This is a genomic window from Burkholderia sp. EMB26 (assembly GCF_024730645.1).
Lineage (GTDB): Bacteria > Pseudomonadota > Gammaproteobacteria > Burkholderiales > Burkholderiaceae > Burkholderia > Burkholderia cenocepacia.
Genome location: NZ_CP078071.1, coordinates 2,796,080 through 2,811,331, shown reverse-complemented (window position 1 = coordinate 2,811,331; position 15,252 = coordinate 2,796,080). Strand labels below are relative to the sequence as shown.

12 protein-coding genes and 2 pseudogenes are annotated in these 15,252 nt (G+C 58.2%); 7 read left to right on the top strand and 7 right to left on the bottom strand.

Annotated features, from left to right (window positions below; genetic code table 11):
* Window positions 1-11 precede the first annotated feature (11 nt).
* From KU887_RS29400 to KU887_RS29390, 3 genes and pseudogenes are all read left to right on the top strand, one after another.
* Window positions 12-1,586, top strand: a complete 1,575-nt coding sequence (locus tag KU887_RS29400) for a DHA2 family efflux MFS transporter permease subunit (protein WP_258256586.1) — start codon at window positions 12-14, stop codon at window positions 1,584-1,586.
* An 18-nt stretch (window positions 1,587-1,604) separates the two neighbouring features.
* Window positions 1,605-3,047, top strand: coding sequence for an efflux transporter outer membrane subunit (locus KU887_RS29395; RefSeq protein ID WP_080322325.1), 1,443 nt, complete (start codon window positions 1,605-1,607; stop codon window positions 3,045-3,047).
* Window positions 3,048-3,122: 75 nt separating this feature from the next.
* Window positions 3,123-3,557: pseudogene (locus KU887_RS29390) on the top strand (transposase); the annotation flags it as partial.
* Between the two features lie 361 nt (window positions 3,558-3,918).
* Here KU887_RS29390 and KU887_RS29385 read toward each other — a convergent pair.
* The 5 genes and pseudogenes from KU887_RS29385 to KU887_RS29365 all read right to left on the bottom strand — a co-directional run bounded on the left by KU887_RS29385 (window position 3,919) and on the right by KU887_RS29365 (window position 6,335).
* Entirely contained in the window at window positions 3,919-4,203 is a 285-nt protein-coding gene (locus KU887_RS29385) for a PAAR domain-containing protein (RefSeq protein ID WP_012338534.1), read from the bottom strand.
* Window positions 4,200-5,168, bottom strand: a complete 969-nt coding sequence (locus KU887_RS29380; RefSeq protein ID WP_205672335.1) for a DUF6708 domain-containing protein — start codon at window positions 5,166-5,168, stop codon at window positions 4,200-4,202. The genes KU887_RS29385 and KU887_RS29380 overlap by 4 nt, the downstream gene beginning before the upstream one ends.
* A gap of 12 nt (window positions 5,169-5,180) precedes the next feature.
* The gene (locus KU887_RS29375; RefSeq protein ID WP_233634008.1) at window positions 5,181-5,639 is read right to left on the bottom strand and encodes a hypothetical protein; all 459 of its coding nucleotides are present in this window, start codon (window positions 5,637-5,639) and stop codon (window positions 5,181-5,183) included.
* Between the two features lie 7 nt (window positions 5,640-5,646).
* A pseudogene (locus tag KU887_RS29370) lies at window positions 5,647-5,880 on the bottom strand (glutathione S-transferase N-terminal domain-containing protein); the annotation flags it as partial.
* A 44-nt stretch (window positions 5,881-5,924) separates the two neighbouring features.
* A complete protein-coding gene (locus tag KU887_RS29365; protein ID WP_006496036.1) occupies window positions 5,925-6,335 on the bottom strand; it encodes a TIGR02594 family protein in 411 nt (136 codons plus the stop codon).
* A gap of 194 nt (window positions 6,336-6,529) precedes the next feature.
* Here KU887_RS29365 and KU887_RS29360 point away from each other — a divergent pair, with 194 nt between their 5' ends.
* The 3 genes from KU887_RS29360 (at window position 6,530) to KU887_RS29350 (ending at window position 10,144) form a co-directional block, all read left to right on the top strand.
* Window positions 6,530-7,441, top strand: coding sequence for a LysR substrate-binding domain-containing protein (locus KU887_RS29360; protein ID WP_034178642.1), 912 nt, complete (start codon window positions 6,530-6,532; stop codon window positions 7,439-7,441).
* A gap of 132 nt (window positions 7,442-7,573) precedes the next feature.
* Complete coding sequence (locus KU887_RS29355) at window positions 7,574-8,890, top strand: MFS transporter (protein WP_258256572.1); 1,317 nt, start codon at window positions 7,574-7,576, stop codon at window positions 8,888-8,890.
* 12 nt (window positions 8,891-8,902) lie between these two features.
* On the top strand, window positions 8,903-10,144 hold the full coding sequence (locus KU887_RS29350) for an amidohydrolase family protein (RefSeq protein ID WP_109342145.1): 1,242 nt from the start codon (window positions 8,903-8,905) through the stop codon (window positions 10,142-10,144).
* 200 nt (window positions 10,145-10,344) lie between these two features.
* On the opposite strand, the gene KU887_RS29345 is transcribed toward KU887_RS29350, so the two are convergent.
* Window positions 10,345-10,641: a hypothetical protein gene (locus KU887_RS29345; protein ID WP_006496041.1), complete on the bottom strand. Its 297-nt coding sequence runs from the start codon at window positions 10,639-10,641 to the stop codon at window positions 10,345-10,347.
* 657 nt (window positions 10,642-11,298) lie between these two features.
* Between KU887_RS29345 and KU887_RS29340 the strand changes: the two genes are divergently transcribed.
* A complete protein-coding gene (locus tag KU887_RS29340; protein ID WP_212066393.1) occupies window positions 11,299-13,047 on the top strand; it encodes a hypothetical protein in 1,749 nt (582 codons plus the stop codon).
* A gap of 779 nt (window positions 13,048-13,826) precedes the next feature.
* On the opposite strand, the gene KU887_RS29335 is transcribed toward KU887_RS29340, so the two are convergent.
* Window positions 13,827-15,230 (bottom strand): hypothetical protein, encoded by a 1,404-nt coding sequence (locus KU887_RS29335; RefSeq protein ID WP_212066395.1) that lies wholly within the window; start codon window positions 15,228-15,230, stop codon window positions 13,827-13,829.
* Window positions 15,231-15,252 lie beyond the last annotated feature (22 nt).

Genomic DNA, 15,252 nt, shown 5'->3' with positions numbered 1-15,252 from the left:
GGGAGCCGACGATGACCACCGCGTTTTCCGGCGACCCCGCGTCGCAACCGACCAGACAGCGCGTGTTCGCGTTCGCGCTGATGTGCGTCGGCTTCTTCATGGCGACGCTCGACATCCAGATCGTCGCGTCGTCGCTGCGCGACATCGGCGGCGGGCTGTCCGCGAGCCAGGACGAACTGTCGTGGGTGCAGACCGCGTACCTGATCGCCGAGATCATCGTGATCCCGATGTCGGGCTGGCTGTCGAAGGTGATGTCGACGCGCTGGCTGTTCGCCGCGTCGGCCGTCGGCTTCACGATCACCAGCATGCTATGCGGGCTCGCGTGGGACATCAACTCGATGATCCTGTTTCGCGGGCTGCAGGGCGCGCTCGGCGCCGCGATGATCCCGACCGTGTTCACGACCGCGTTCGTGCTGTTCCCCGGCAGGCAGCGGCTGATCGCGTCGACGACCATCGGCGCGCTCGCATCGCTCGCGCCGGCGATCGGCCCCGTGATCGGTGGCTGGATCACCGATCAATGGTCGTGGCACTGGCTGTTCTACCTGAACCTCGTGCCGGGCATCGCAGTAGCCGCGCTGGTGCCGCGCTACGTGCATATCGACGCGCCCGATCTCAGCCTCATCAAGCGCGGCGACTATCTCGGCATCGTGCTGATGTCGGGCTTCCTCGGCTGCCTCGAATACGTGCTCGAGGAAGGCCCGCGCAAGAACTGGTTCGGCGACGACGCGATCGTGATCTGCGCGTGGCTCTCCGGCATCTGCGGCTTCCTGTTCATCGTGCATGCGCTGACCGCGAAAGACCCGATCGTCGACCTGCGCGCGCTCGCCGTGCGCAACTTCGGGATCGGCAGCCTGCTGTCGTTCGTGACCGGCATCGGGATTTTCGTGACCGTGTTCCTGACGCCGCTGTTTCTCGCGCAGGTGCGTGCGTTCAGCTCGCTGCAGATCGGTATCGCGCTGCTGTCGGTCGGCGCGTTCCAGTTGATCGCGCTGTGCGCGTATGCGTTTGCCGCGCGCTACGTCAGCATGCGTGCGCTGCTCGTGTTCGGGCTCATCTGCTTCGGCCTCGGCTCCTACCTGTACACGCCGATCACACACGACTGGGGCTGGCAGGAATTACTGCTGCCGCAGGCGCTGCGCGGCATCGGCCAGCAGTTCAGCGTGCCGCCGATCGTGACGATGGCGCTCGGCTCGCTGCCGCAATCGCGCCTGAAATCGGCGAGCGGGTTGTTCAACCTGATGCGCAACCTCGGCGGCGCGATCGGCATCGCGGTGAGCGCGACGATGCTCAACGACCGGCTGAATTTTCATTACCTGCGGCTGAACGAACACGTGAGCGCCGGCGAACCGCAGGTCGCATCGCTGCTCGATCGTCAGGCCGCGTACTGGGGCTCGGTGGCCGGCAATACGCTGAACACCGCTCAGGCCGGGCTCGCGAACCTGCATCGGCTGATCTATCGCGAAGCGCTGACGCTCACCTATGCGGATGCGTACTACGCGCTGTCGCTGTGCTTCGTCGTCGCACTGCTTGCCGTCGTGTTTTCCAAACCCATTACGTTGAACGCGCCGCCGCCGGACGCGCACTGAGGCCCAGGGATCATCATCATGAAGAAGCTACTCGTCGCGCTGGCCGTCAGCGCATTCGCCGCCGGGTGCGCGGTGCAGCCCGCGCAGCATCCGGCGCTGAACGACTCCGTTCAGACGCTCGCGCCCACCGCGTGGGATACCGACGTGCCGCGCGCGGACATCGATGCGGCCACCTGGTGGGCGCAGTTCCACGACCCCGTGCTCGACCGGCTGATCGCGACCGTCCTCGACGGCAACCTCGATCTGCAGGCCGCCGCCGAACGCGTGAAGCAGGCGCAGGCGCTGACCGTGCAGAAACGCGCGGTGCTGCTGCCCGAACTCGACGCGACCGCGCATGCGGCCGACGCGCGGCAGAACACGCCGCCGCCGCTCGGTTATGTGCGGCAGGCTGGGGCCGGGCTCGCGCTGAGCTGGTCGCCCGATGTGTTCGGCGGTGAACGGCTCGATTTGCTGGCCGCTCAAGCGGAGTTGGTCGGGCAAAAGCACGCGGAAGATGCGATGCGCCTCGCTCTCGCGGCCGACGCGGCATCCGCGTATGTCGATCTGCGCTGGGCGCAGCAGGAACTGAAGATCCTGCAGGACAACGCGAAGATCCGCCAGCATGCGCTCGAACTCACACGCAAGCGGCAGGCGTTCGGGCTGTCGACGGAGCTCGACGTGACACGTGCGCAGAACCAGCTCGACGCGCTCGAGGCGCGGATTCCGCCGACGCAGGCGCAGATTTCGCATCAGCTCAATCTGATCGCCGTGTATTCGGGGCGGACGCCGGAATCGGTCGATCGGCTCGTGTTGGCGCAGGCCGGGGAGATTCCCGCGCCGCCGATTGGCGCGCCGGGGACGTTGCCTTCGCAGGCGTTGTTGCGGCGGCCGGATGTGCTGACTGCCTATGCACAGGTCGAGCGGCGTGCAGCGCAGGTGGGCGTGGCGAAGGCCGAGCGGTATCCGAAGTTTTCGTTGAACCTGACAGACGGGATTCTGGCGGCTTCCTATCTCGGGCTGCCGACGTTGACCGATAACCTGTTCAGCGCGGCACTGAGTGCGACGAGCCCGATCTTCAACGCGGGGCGGATTACCGCCGATATCTCGCAGAGCGAAAGCCGGATGCGCGAGTCGGAACTCGGGTTACGGCAGACGATGCTGCAAGCGCTGCGGGAAGTCGAGGATGCGCGTGCGAATCTCGTCAGTTCCGATGAGGCGACGCGAAGGCTGGGTAGCGCATTGGCGGCTTCCGATAAAGCGCTCGGGCTGGCGAATCAGCTCTATAAGGGCGGCGCGACGGATTTTCTGGATGTGCTGTCGGCGCAGGAGGTTTATTTGCGGGATTCGGACTCGCTCAATCAGGTCAAGCGCGAACATGCGCTCGCGGCGGTGGCGTTGTATCGGTCGCTTGGGGGTGGGTGGAGCAGGAATGAGGCGGCGGGTGGACCGCGGGCGGAAACCGAAGCTGTGGCAAAGAACTAGGTGGGATCACGATGCGGGAGCCTGTCAGACTTTTAGTGTGCCGAGGTCATGAAACGATAACGGAACTAACGTCCTATGACCGATGCAACAGTGATCAAGAAAAGCAAGAATCCGAAGGCGCCGAAGGTGTTTCCCGACGAACTGACGATCAGTTGCTTGCCCAGGTTCAGGGCAAGAACGCCGAGTCGATCCTGGGGCGAATCGGGGCTTGGCCGGCCAGCTCGGGAAGCGGTTGGCCGAGCGCATGCTCGCGGCCGAGATGAGCCACCATCCGGAAGCCGGGACCGAGCAAGGCAAGGCCGGCAACCGCAATGGCACCCGCACCAAGACGTTCCTCACGCCCCAACGGCGAACTGAAGCTGGATATTCCGCATGACCGGCAGGCAACGTTCGAACGGCAATTGACCGGCAAGTATCAATGCCGGCTGCCCGGCTTCGACGATCACGTCATCAGCATGTATGCACGCGGCATGAACGCACGCTTGATTCAGGGCCATCTGCTGCGACTGAGCTTTGCGGACGTCGATTTCCTGAACCCGAATCTATCGAAGAGACCGCGGGACAAACTCGCCCGTACGTTGACCGCGGAGCAGGCTCAGGCGATTCACTCCTTTGCCGAAGCCCTACCGATAGAAATCGTATCGATGGTCATCCACTGCGAAGGTGGCCATCACGGTCATGCGCCGTCGCCTTGGCGCGCCATCGGCTATATGGCTATCAGGCGGATCGTGCATCTTTCGCACGCCAACCCTGCAATCGTCCGCATCATGATAGGAAATGACCGTACAACTCATCGCGAGCGGCAACGAGCCCGTGATTGATACGTTTCAACAACCGCGCCCGTTGCCCTGCAACAGGCAGCGACGCACCGTCATGTCTTTATTGAACCGAGAGTCTGGGACGACATCAGCTTCGGCAATGGCTCACATTTACATTGACACAAATCGTTCTCTAATGCGACCTGCTTACCCATCATCGTCATCGCACGTGGCGAGCCGTCGCTTATGATGACACCCGTCGTGCCACAGGCGGGACATTGAACCGGGGCGCCCAGATAAGCGAAAGGTTGGCCTTGCAATGAGGTCCCGGCGATACCGTCGACCACAACACCGTTGCGATCGGTCTTATCGCCCTGACGAATGAACCGTCGGCTCATGCTGTAAGGCCGTTGGACGGCGTCGCAGCATTGCACGCCCGCTCGATATCGTCCGGCCATACCGGTTCGCGGCAAGTCAGTTGGGCGAGCCAATGCAATAGGGATTGAGAGAATGCGGGAAGTGCCCCGACCGCCACCACCAGCCACACTATCGGATTGCCCGACTTAAGTAGGCCCGAGGTTCCGTCGAAATTCAACCTCAGCGAATTGCGCAGGGAGGCTCCCTTCGGCAGGAACTCGGTCACCGGGGGCAGCGAAGCGGGGCCTTCTTCCATAAATCGCCGGTAGAACTCAAAGTCCTGGTAGAGGACTTTCATGACCTCCTGTCCCCCGACGCTTCCCTCATCGGACGACAGGACAACTCGCGTTCCCATCGAGAATGTATCCTTGACCATCCCCTTGTCGTCAAGAACCAGGCAACGAACCACGCGCGGCGCCGTGCGCGTGGGGCCGCTTCTGGGCTTGCGTTCGACGTACAGGAAGGCGCTATCCCAGGGTACCGATACAACCCCGCCAGGGCCATTGTGCTTGAACGCGTAAATCATCCGGTCACGCCGGTTCAACCGGACGGGCTTGCAGGTGTAATTGAAACAGTCGCGTGTCAATGCCCAAATGCCAATTCCCGAGAAACCGAGCGCGACAAACAAGAAAAACGCAAGCACTCCATAAATGAGCCCCAGTTGTCCCCGCTGCTCGTAGATAGGAGGTACATGAGTCATCATCCAAAGAAGGGCCGCCGTGAATGCCAACGAACCGAGCCCCGGTAACATAAACGCAAAGACCCCCCAGCCCTTCTCCGAATAGTTTCCGTCTCGGACCTCTAGGCAAGTATCGCTCATCGAGAATACTGAACGCTCATCCTTAGCCGTGTCAGACGCAGGCTGTCCGATTGCGAGGCGGGCAGCCTGCTCCTCCTCGCTGACCGGCCGGTTCAGGCGGTACCACGAGAGTCCGTCAAATGCCATCTCTTTTCTCCATCACGAAAGCATTGCCGTAAATGCCTTTTGGTCTTCGGCCAGAGTGGGGAACCGCTCTTTGGCCTCTTTCAGCCCAAAAAAACATCGTTCAAGCCACTCATCCACTTCCTTACCCTTGAAGTAGTTGATGAGGATACCAATAAGGGCAGCGATAAGCAGAAGCGGCAGGGCCACGACCGCTGCAGCGGATGCCGAAAGGAATATGACAGAGTAAGCGAGAGCAAGACCGACAACCGCTGATGCGGCATCCAGGATAAACATCGTCACATTACCTTCCTTGAAATCCTGCACGGCATGATAGATGTCAATCGCAGCAGACACGAGCCCAACCACCGCGCCGCCGTACCTCCCCGCGACGTTGAGGAAACGTTCTAGTCGAAGCCAGCCTGTACCCAACTGAGCCCCAGCCTTTCCGACGGTGTCAATTGCAGCCGAACCATATTGCGCAACACTCGCCACGAGTCCACCACTCGGTGATCGCCGACGATTCCGACAGCGCGAAGTCGTCGTGCACGAGCGTCGGCACGCGTTGCGTCAGCGACGTCGCCGCATAGTCCGGCGCGAAATGCGCACGGTTGCCGAGATCGACAGTCACCAGTTCGTACGGCAGCGACTTTTCCTCGAGCGCGACGAATACCGACATCGCATAAGGGCTCGTGTATTGCGCATCCGCGTAGAGGCGGAGATTGCCGGTTTGCACTGCGGGCTCCTTGTTCTGGATTGTTGTGTGTTACCGCTGCCCGGTCATTCGGTGGCCGGCCAACGATAGCCGATCACCTCATGCAACGGATACGCAAGTTCCCGAACCTCTTCCAGCTGGTTGCCGCCAAACAGATGCACGTGTTCGGCGTCGTGCCGCAGATAGAAACCGACGTGCCCTTTCCAGCTCGTCGGATCATCCCGCGTCAGGATCGCGATGCAGCCGTAGACCGGGCGCTCCAGCGGTTTGCCCCATTCGAGCCACGAGCGCGCGAGCGCGGAGCCGGTGCCGCGGAATCCAGCGTGCGCCATGCACCAGTTCACGAACGACGAGCACCAGGAAATCTTGTCGTCGTAGCCGACCAGGTTCGTCTGGTTGTTGTATTCGACGATGCGCGGGTTGATGCTGCCCGGCGGGTGGCGGCGGATGCCGAGTTCGGCCAGCGCGACGGGCATCCAGGGTGGGTGGGCGGCTTTCACTTTGCTCTCAGGGTTCGATAGGGGTCACGTCGTTCTCGGATACGTGTCGGTATTGTTTCGCGCAATCTTCGCACGAATAGGGCGAATCCACAGCCCCGTCACGAGTGGCGATTTTCGTCAGGTCCGCCCGTATCATGGAGGCAGCGCCTCCCCTGACTCCCCTGCCCGCCATGCGCATCACGCCCCTGCCGCCCCTTCAGTGCCTCATCGCGTTCGAAGCCGCCGTGCGGCACGCGAGTTTCACGAAAGCCGCCGCCGAACTGCACCTGACCCAAAGCGCGATCAGCCGCCAGATCCAGCAGCTCGAGGAATTCCTCGGCCGCTCGCTGTTCGTGCGCGAACACCGTTCGCTGCGGCTGACGATCGCCGGCGAGCAATACGCGGCGCAAGTCCACCGTCTGCTCGTGCAATGCGCGGAAGCCACGCACGACGTCATGAAACCGTACGGCGATCTCGAACTGACGATCGCGTGCTCGTCCGGCGTCGCGCTGCTGTGGCTCACGCCGCGGCTGCCGGACTTTCGCGCCACCTATCCCAACATCAAGCTGCGCCTGATCGTGCGCGACGGCCTTGCGTCGATGTCGCCCGCGGAATTCGACGTCGGCGTCTACTACGTGCGCCAGCAGGCGCCGGCCGAATACACCGCGCGCCGGCTGTTCGACGAGGAAGTGTTCCCCGTCTGCGCGCCCGGCTATCTGGCCGGCCGCACGCTCGACGCGGCCGATCTCGCGAACGAAACGCTGCTGCGCCTCGAAGACGGCCAGCGCCAATGGATGTCGTGGTCCGAATGGTTCGACCTGAACGACGTCGACCGGCAGAAGGCGCAGCCGCAGGACATCACGATCAACTCCTATCCGCAGATCGTGCAGATGACGATACTCGGTCAGGGCGTGTCGCTCGGCTGGCGCTACATGATCGACGCCTGCATCGAAGCCGGCCTGCTCGTGCGCGTGACGGAAGCGTCCGCGAGCCACGGCGGCGGCTATTACGTGATCTCGCCGAACGACCGCGCGCAGAACCAGGCCGCCCGCCTGTTCACCCGCTGGCTGTTCGAACAAGCGGAGCAGCAAACCGGGGCCTGAATACCACGCGCCCGATCCATGCGTGCAGCGCATGCAGGCATGCGAATCTTTCGTTTCAGAAAAAATTGCAGCTGTCCTTAGCATGGGATTCACGCGGGGCAGCCGCCCCGTCTTCTGACCAAGGAAGAGACCATGCAAGGAACGCTCTCCCCGCGCGCCGCGCCTGCCGTCGATGCAGCGGCGCAACAGCGCCGCCGCGCCATCGTCGCGACCGTGATCGGCAACGGTCTCGAATGGTTCGACTTCACCGTCTACAGCTTCTTCGCGGTGATCATCGCGAAGCTGTTCTTCCCGACCGGCAACGAACTGACGTCCGTACTGCTCACCGTCGCGACGTTCGGCGTGGGCTTCTTCATGCGGCCGGTGGGCGGCATCGTGCTCGGCGTCTATGCCGACAAGGTCGGACGCAAGGCCGCGCTGTCGCTCACGATTCTGCTGATGGCGGCCGGCACCGCGCTGATCGGGATCGCGCCGACCTACGAACAGGCCGGCATCGCCGCGCCGCTCCTGATCGTCGTCGCGCGGCTGTTGCAAGGCTTCTCGGCCGGCGGCGAGATGGGCGGCGCCACCGCGTTCCTCACCGAATACGCGCCGCCAGAGAAGCGCGCGTATTACTCGAGCTGGATCCAGTCGAGCATCGGCTTCGCGGTGCTGCTCGGTGCGGCGACCGGCACGTTCGTCACGACGTCGCTCGACACGCAGGCGCTGCATAGCTGGGGCTGGCGGCTGCCGTTCCTGCTCGGGATCATCGTCGGGCCGGTCGGGTACTTCATTCGCAGCCATATCGACGAGACGCCCGCGTTCAGCGCCATCGAATCGCAGGCGAAGGAAAGCTCGCCGCTGAAGGAAGTGCTGCACACGTATCCGCGCGAGACGTTCGCGAGTTTCTCGATGGTCATCCTGTGGACGGTCTGCACCTACGTGCTGCTGTTCTACATGCCGACCTATTCCGTGCGCACGCTGCATCTGCCGCAATCGACCGGCTTCACGGCCGGCATGGTCGGCGGGCTGATGATCATGTGCTGCTCGCCGATCGTCGGGCGACTCGCCGACGCGTGGGGACGCCGCGTGTTCCTGTCCGGCTCGGCGCTCGCGATCCTCGTGCTCGCGTGGCCGATGTTCTCGTGGATCAACCATGCGCCGGGGTTCGCGTCGCTGATCGTGTTCCAGGCCGTGTTCGGCGTGCTGATCGCGGCCTATACGGGGCCGATCCTCGCGGCGTTCGCGGAGCTGTTTCCGACCAAGGTGCTGTCGACCGGGTTGTCCGTCGCGTACAACTTCGCGGTGACGATCTTCGGCGGGTTCGCGCCGTTCCTGATCACGTGGCTCATCGCCCGCACCGGCAGCGACATGGCGCCCGCGTTCTACGTGATGCTCGCGGCGGCCGTCAGTTTCGTCGGCACGCGCTTCGTGAAGGATGCGAAGCGTGCGGCCGCAACGACTCGATAAGGATTTTTGCTCATGACCATTACCGTGCTTCAAGGCGGCAACGTGCTCGACCTCGAACGAGGCGTGTTGCTCGAACATCATCATGTCGTGATCGAAGGCGAGCGGATCGTCGAAGTCACCGATCGGCCGGTGGATTTGCCGAATGCGCAGGTGATCGACGTGCGCGGCAAGACCGTGATGCCGGGGTTCATCGATTGCCATGTGCATGTGCTGGCGTCGAATGCGAATCTCGGCGCGAATGCGACGCAGCCGAATATTCTCGCGGCGATTCGGTCGCTGCCGATTCTCGATGCGATGTTGTCGCGGGGGTTTACCAGTGTGCGGGATGCGGGGGGCGCGGATTGGAGTTTGATGCAGGCCGTTGAGACGGGGCTGATTCCGGGGCCGCGGATTTTTCCGTCGGGGAAGGCGTTGTCGCAGACTGGTGGGCATGGGGATTTCCGGCCTCGTGGAGATTTGCTGGAGCCTTGCTCCTGCTGCTTCAGGACGGGGGCGATTGCGCGGGTTGTCGATGGCGTCGAAGGCGTGCGGCTCGCCGTGCGTGAGGAGATTCAGAAAGGCGCGACGCAGATCAAGATCATGGCGTCAGGCGGCGTGGCTTCGCCGACCGATCCGATCGCGAACACGCAGTATTCGGAGGATGAGATTCGGGCGATCGTCGACGAGGCCGAGGCCGCGAATACTTATGTGATGGCGCATGCGTATACGGGGCGGGCGATTGCGCGGGCTGTGAGATGCGGTGTGCGGACGATCGAGCATGGGAATCTTGTGGATGAAGCGGCTGCGGCGCTGATGCATGAGCGGGGAGCGTTTGTCGTGCCAACGCTGGTGACTTATGACGCGCTGGCGAAACATGGGGCGGAGTTTGGGATGCCGGCGGACTCCATCGCGAAGGTGGCCTCCGTGCAGCAGAAAGGACGCGAGTCGCTTGAGATCTATTCGAAAGCTGGGGTGAAGATGGGGTTCGGGTCGGACTTGCTCGGCGAGATGCATGCATTTCAGTCTGGGGAGTTTCGGATCCGGGCGGAGGTGCTTGGGAATCTGGAAGCGCTCAGGTCGGCGACGACGGTGGCGGCGGAGATTGTGAATATGACGGGGGAGCTTGGGGTGGTTGCCGTGGGAGCGATCGCCGATCTCGTCGTGCTGGATGGAAATCCGCTTGAGGATATCGGGGTTGTGGCCGATGAAGGCGCGCGGGTCGAGTATGTGTTGCAGCGGGGGGCGGTTGTGAAGCGGCGGGTTGGCGGGCAGTGATTTGACGCCATTCGGCTATTTCAGCAGGCGCGGCGCGGCCTCACGGGCCTTGCGGTCGTGACAGTTGTTGACGGTGGCTACAGGTGTGATTCGAGGCGTTCGCGGCAATGGCCGGGGCGGTGTCGCCCCGGCGGTCAAGCGCATTCGGGAAACGCCTGCGTTCCACTCGCTAGAGCCGCATCAAGCGGCCCTTGCAGACGTTACAGCGGCGGCGGTACCCAATCAGGATCGTGGTACGGCTGCTCTCGCAGCGCCAACTGGCCGTAGTCCGGAGTGATCGTGATCTGCCGGGTCACGTAGTTGGCGTTCAGATATATGCGGTCGCCCGGCTTGAATCCGAAGATCTTGAAATCAATGTCGATCGCCTGCATCCACGGCAGGTACGGCCAGCCTCGTTTGGGAAGGTCCGGGTAGTTGCGCAGGACCAGCTCAAACCTCTTCTGCATGTTGACGGGTTTGTTCTTTCTACGACGTGGCTTAGTATTGGCGTCAGCCATTTCCGACTCCTGTGTCGAGTTGGTGGTGGTCAGCGGGTCGTATGGGTTGCCGCCCATGCGGCCCGCGCTTTTTTGGTCCCTCGAGTTTCCCCTTCTTTCTCCCCTCTTCGCTGGGTCTTGTTGGGCAAGACGGCTTTCTTTCGACCATCGGGGCGGAGGGGACTGCGGTCAACTTCCGATGGCGAGAAGCAATGCTTCATGACCAGTGTAGTCGGGCTGGCATCTCAGAAATGGGGAAATGAGGGGATTGGCCGTTCGGTATAGGGATGCGCAACACAAGGCAGATGTTGCGAATTCGGCAGGTTACGTTCCCGGGTGTTCGACAAATCGCTAAACCAAAGAGAGCAGCTACGGTTGACCTTCACCGACCCAATGCCGCCGCCCGAGTCAGCTTCGCCTCTATGGCAACTTTCGAGTGCGAATTCAACCCGTCAATGCTTGAGGCTGCATAGCAGCGAGGAGTGTTGCGATGAAACGGACACGGCGGATGATCGGCCGTAGCAAACAGAAAATTGAGCAAGCGGGCACAATAAGGGCACGCTTGACCGATGGGCGGCTATTCCCTGTGTCATTCACTCGTTTGGCAAACGAGGGGAGTGTATGATTTTGCATGAATGCCTTCAGAACTAAACACAACATTTACAGCGAGATGCAGACATGACCATTCTTCGAATAAAAGTAGAAAACGTAAAAGGGGCTAAAATTCGAGATGTCGTGGCCGAAATCATCCCCAATAAACCATCCCTGTTGGTTGCGCCTAATGGCTTTGGGAAAAGCTCGATAACAGCAGCGTTCGCAAGTTTAAACCAAGCAAGGCTTAAGTTGGATGACGACCACCTTCACGAGGCCAGCAAAATCCATAAGCCGAGGTTAACTATCGAGTTGCGGGACGTCGCAGGAAAAATAAGCGTTCTGACGGCAGACGAGACGAAAAATGACATCTCCAAGGTCTTGGATGTCTATGTGATAAACAGTAGACTTAAAGCCAAAGCCGTGAAAAATAACGTTGGCGGGTTCACGACCGCGTCTGCCTCGTTAAAAATAAATGAGATTGTGCTGGTTGACAAGATTCCCCCAACCACGCACTTCGATTATGGTATCGCGGAGATCCGAAAGGCGTTCGGGAAAAATGGAAAAATTCTTACCGGAATCGATTGTATTTTAAATAATCCGACTGCAATCGACGCACTTTCTGAGGAATTCTCGACGCTGACAAAATTTTCCGGCGTCAAAACTCAAGATAAGCTTGACAATATTAGAAATGAAATTAATGCACAGGATGGAGATGCTAGCATTATTCGCAACTGGATCAAAGTTAACTGTGAAACCAAGATCAACGAAATCCCCTGCTTGAGACAGATCGCTGATATCGTGTCTCGTCATGTTCCAGAGATTAAAGAACGTATAGATAGTTTGCTTTCTGCGTATCAGTTATGCATCCTCTATGCGAGGGATCCGCAGGCCTTTAAGAAAGCCTGTGCATATACCCAATACGTTCGAGATAAAGATGTGTACAGTCAGCTCATATCATCTTTCGACACGACATGGAAGAAAGTCAAACCAAAAGAGCGTAAGGGCGCATTGATTGTCGATTTTCCTAATGCGTTACATATTTCCAATGGTCAACGCGACTCGTTGACCTTCGCGGCAATGATTCAGCGAATCAGGGGCAAGATCGGCAAGCGCGATTGCATCCTCATAATTGACGAAATCTTTGACTACCTTGATGACGGCAACCTCACGGCAGTCCAGTATTACATTTCCAATCTTATCGAGGACATGAAGAAAGATGGGAAACGAATCTACCCTATCATTTTCACGCACTTAAATCCAATTTACTTCAAGAACTATGCATTCCAAGATCAGAAGGTTCATTTTATCGACAAGAGAAGTCCCGTTATAAATGAGCACCTTAGGAAATTAATCACCAGCCGCAGCAATGATTCAATAAAGGCTGGCGTTGAGCGACACCACTTACACTTCAATCCGTCCCAAGTAGATCTCCAAAATGAGTTTGCAGCTCTTGGATTGAAAGAGAGCTGGGGGAAATCGGAAAGATTCCACGAATTTATTTTTGATGAGTGGAAAAAATATGATGAAGGTGGCGATCAGTATGATCCGTTTGCCATCTGCTGTTATGTTAGAGTAAAAATAGAAGAAATTTCATACAACAAGATCACGGATTCCGATTCTCAAAAAAAATTCCTGGACACGAACGGAACACGAAAAAAACTTGACTTCGCAGCATCCATCGGGATAAGCGTGCCGGAAGTAGCATTCTTATTGGGTGTTATATACAACGAAGGGTTGCACCTAAAACCACATGTAGATAACTCATCCCCTATTGTCGCAAAGCTCGAAAATTTGGTAATAAGAAAAATGATTTCTGATGCCACTCAATTTTGACAAATTCGCGATCACATGTTGGCAGCTCGCGCGCCACCACTGGTGAGCGGTCAAATCTGCAGAACGTCGCGGAGGCGGCCAGCGCGCCGCGCTTTTCTGTTATGACGACCGAAAGCCGAGCCGCGCACGCATTCATGTCCCGACAACGAGGCTTCTTGTCACGAGCATCGTTCCGAGTCGCGGAAACATGGCATCCGTTTGCGGACACCGCACTTGTTGGCGGTGATTGTGATAGTAGTTGCGACATCGCCCCGGCACGGTAACCGGGTGGTAAATAGATCAAGAGCACCGCACTCCCCCACTGGGGCTACTCTCTCAGTTACAACAACCGGATTCCCAATTCCGTCCGCAACCGCCACGTCGAGACCGAACACGATAAAGGGAGCATCGCCGGCAAACTCTTATAACAGCCTATTGATGGTCGGCGCAAACAGCGCGATCAACATTGATGGCATTATTTCTCATCTTTCGTTCTATCACGTTCGGGTTTAGGTAGTGGAGCACTCGACATTAGTACGGTCATCCATGCGTGACGCGCCGGCGAGAAACGCGGAGTGCGATATCTGGCGTGTCAACCTGCTGAGGATGCGGCAGATCGCCAAGTGCGATCATCGGCATTGTAGCCGCACAAGTTGAGCGACCATGGATGGCGAACGCGGACAATGGGCCGACAATCCGGTACCGATATAGTCATCGAACCTCGCACGTGATCTGCGTCGCGCCACGTGCGAGTTCCTCGATTTTAATTTCCGATAACAAATCGGAAGCCAATCGCAACATCAAAAGAGAACATTGTTAATGTCACTTGCTGTGTTTCTTCCGGCCCGGTGATCGCTACTAGTCCTGGGAATAGCAAATGTGTATCGACCATCCCCTTGAAATACCGCCTTGTAGTGCTTCCCATCCTCCGTTATCTCAAACCCCATCTTTGCTAAGGCATTCTTCATTCGAGAGTCCATATCTCGATACGCCTTAAATAAATTCTTTATCTCTGCCTCAATCTTGCGACCATTTCCAGAGGATTTGTTAACGCTCAGAAGATCAATCAAAATATGCTGCCGCCGGCTATTATCTCTCACCGCCCGCAAAGCTTCTTCAAGCGCAGAAATAATAACATCAGATATTTCATGATCAAACAGATCTTGCTCTTTACCAGAAACCACAAGACCGCGCCCCGATGGCTGACCGATTGAAGAGACACGCTTCAGCTCCGCATTAAGTCGCAAAATTTCCTGCTCAGCCTCGGCAATTTTTAGATCTTTTGCCGCTTGATCGGCATCAAACACCTGAATATACGCCTGCAACTCCGTCGACCCCTGCGCTTTCAGCAAATCATAGCGCCTTCTCGACATCGTTTCCATCAAGTGATTCCAAGTACAATTCGTTCTAACTCTTCTGTTGGAAAGAGCCAGCCGAATATCTTTCGCAATATCAATCTGAATAGCACGCCGATTTGGCGTATCTTCATCAAGATAATATACACTTCGCCCGTTACTCTCAGGCCAATAAACACCAATAGTGCCACCGAAAACATTGCTTGAATTCGTAAGAGTTTTTACTTTAAACGAGAAAACCCTACTTGGCTCAACCACAACATGAGCCATACCCGAAACAAACCTAGCCAGTTCATCCGGATTAATCAAATAATCCCCACCAAAACCTGCACTTACATACACAATCGGAAGTTTGTTATTAGCGACCCCCATCATCAAGGCGGCCGCTATGCCAGAGTCGTCCTCGCCCAAACGAAACGGCGCCTCTGTCACTGGAATCTCGCCGTCCATCCCCCCACCGAGCTCCGCGAGCACCTGGCGAATAAAATAGGGCTTTTTGGGCGGCGGAAGCCTCACTGTTGCGCTTAGCGCTTCACAAGAAATCTGAATACTCAGCAGGTTTCTATCGGCCGTCTTAAGCGAAACAATAGATGTCACCCATTCCAACCCTTTGTCTACATTAACATAACGAAGCCCGCCGATATCATACTCCCCACCTTTAGCGGCAGCTATCGTCACCCGCTCGTTACCATTCGAGTAATTCCACTCAGAATCAACGGAAACGTTAGAAAGCACATTCCGTGGTATTTTAGAGTGAGGACTCCCAGCGATCCATTTACACGCCAAATTGATTACATCATCAACCCCATTTCGAGGATCGATAGGAAATTCAGTAGAAAAATTTGCCATATTATTTTATTAAATCACTCGT

Bases quoted from the DNA above. Each gene is read 5' to 3' on its own strand.
- KU887_RS29400 (WP_258256586.1), top strand. From the start codon at position 12: ATGACCACCGCGTTTTCCGGCGACCCCGCGTCGCAACCGACCAGACAG.
- KU887_RS29395 (WP_080322325.1), top strand. From the start codon at position 1,605: ATGAAGAAGCTACTCGTCGCGCTGGCCGTCAGCGCATTCGCCGCCGGG.
- KU887_RS29385 (WP_012338534.1), bottom strand. From the start codon at position 4,203: ATGAGCCGACGGTTCATTCGTCAGGGCGATAAGACCGATCGCAACGGT.
- KU887_RS29380 (WP_205672335.1), bottom strand. From the start codon at position 5,168: ATGGCATTTGACGGACTCTCGTGGTACCGCCTGAACCGGCCGGTCAGC.
- KU887_RS29365 (WP_006496036.1), bottom strand. From the start codon at position 6,335: ATGCCCGTCGCGCTGGCCGAACTCGGCATCCGCCGCCACCCGCCGGGC.
- KU887_RS29360 (WP_034178642.1), top strand. From the start codon at position 6,530: ATGCGCATCACGCCCCTGCCGCCCCTTCAGTGCCTCATCGCGTTCGAA.
- KU887_RS29355 (WP_258256572.1), top strand. From the start codon at position 7,574: ATGCAAGGAACGCTCTCCCCGCGCGCCGCGCCTGCCGTCGATGCAGCG.
- KU887_RS29350 (WP_109342145.1), top strand. From the start codon at position 8,903: ATGACCATTACCGTGCTTCAAGGCGGCAACGTGCTCGACCTCGAACGA.
- KU887_RS29345 (WP_006496041.1), bottom strand. From the start codon at position 10,641: ATGGCTGACGCCAATACTAAGCCACGTCGTAGAAAGAACAAACCCGTC.
- KU887_RS29340 (WP_212066393.1), top strand. From the start codon at position 11,299: ATGACCATTCTTCGAATAAAAGTAGAAAACGTAAAAGGGGCTAAAATT.
- KU887_RS29335 (WP_212066395.1), bottom strand. From the start codon at position 15,230: ATGGCAAATTTTTCTACTGAATTTCCTATCGATCCTCGAAATGGGGTT.